The organism is Pseudoalteromonas sp. S3431 (assembly GCF_000690035.1).
Classification (GTDB): Bacteria; Pseudomonadota; Gammaproteobacteria; order Enterobacterales; family Alteromonadaceae; genus Pseudoalteromonas; species Pseudoalteromonas fuliginea.
In genome coordinates this window covers 1-748 of sequence record NZ_JJNY01000133.1, presented here as the reverse complement: position 1 = coordinate 748, position 748 = coordinate 1, and the positions used below count along the sequence as shown (strand labels likewise).

Here is a 748-nt window from a genome sequence, read left to right as displayed (position 1 = left end):
ACCTCAGGGCGTGTTGTTAGCATTTTTTTGCACCTTTATAGACGTATAAAATAGTAACAACGCAATTTTTATAAAATTCAATTTGTGCTACTGAAGCAAAAGGAGACTCATCGCATTTTAAAAATTTATAACTAAATACATCAGAGTTTTCTCCATGAGGATCTAATGGATGTAATAGCATTTTAGCCAAAACACCTAATTCAACATGTACGCCTTGTATTTCATGAGCATCTTCACCCTCAATGAAATACACAAAATCTGGGATAACTTGCACGTCACTTAGCCAAGAAAAACCTGTTTCATGGTAATAGAGTCCTCGAGCTATATGATCAAAACAGCTATTAAGTCGCAGGCTATCAAGTGGGACTTCTAAAGAATCCACATATCCATCTTTCGATTTTAAGCTAACGTCTTTTGCATTTGAAAATATCTTTTGTGCTAACGTAGGATTTCTATCAATAGCACGCTTTAACTTTTTAACCATATAAGGTGCTACAACACCACTTGCCATTAATTCTGAAACCAACACATACATCAAAAATTCGTCGTCACCAGACTTCTTTGAGTTATGTTCATCACAAGATGGTACTGTAATTAAATTAGCTCGAAAATTACTATCACAGTCAATATCTTTTATCTGTGGAAATAAACATTTGGGAGGAACATGTTCTTTTGATACTTCTTGACGTTCACACATGTAACAGCGACTCACGAACTCTCCAAAATGCTAACAGCTTATTGAACACCA

Annotated in this window: 1 protein-coding gene; it reads right to left on the bottom strand. The window is 35.0% G+C overall.

The genetic code is table 11. From position 1 onward, the window contains the following. Positions 1–16: 16 nt before the first annotated feature. Entirely contained in the window at positions 17–697 is a 681-nt protein-coding gene (locus DO88_RS00235; protein WP_033041183.1) for a hypothetical protein, read from the bottom strand. Between the last annotated feature and the right edge of the window lie 51 nt (positions 698–748).

Excerpts from the sequence above, each read along its gene's own strand:
- DO88_RS00235 (WP_033041183.1), bottom strand. The coding sequence starts at position 697 with ATGTGTGAACGTCAAGAAGTATCAAAAGAACATGTTCCTCCCAAATGT.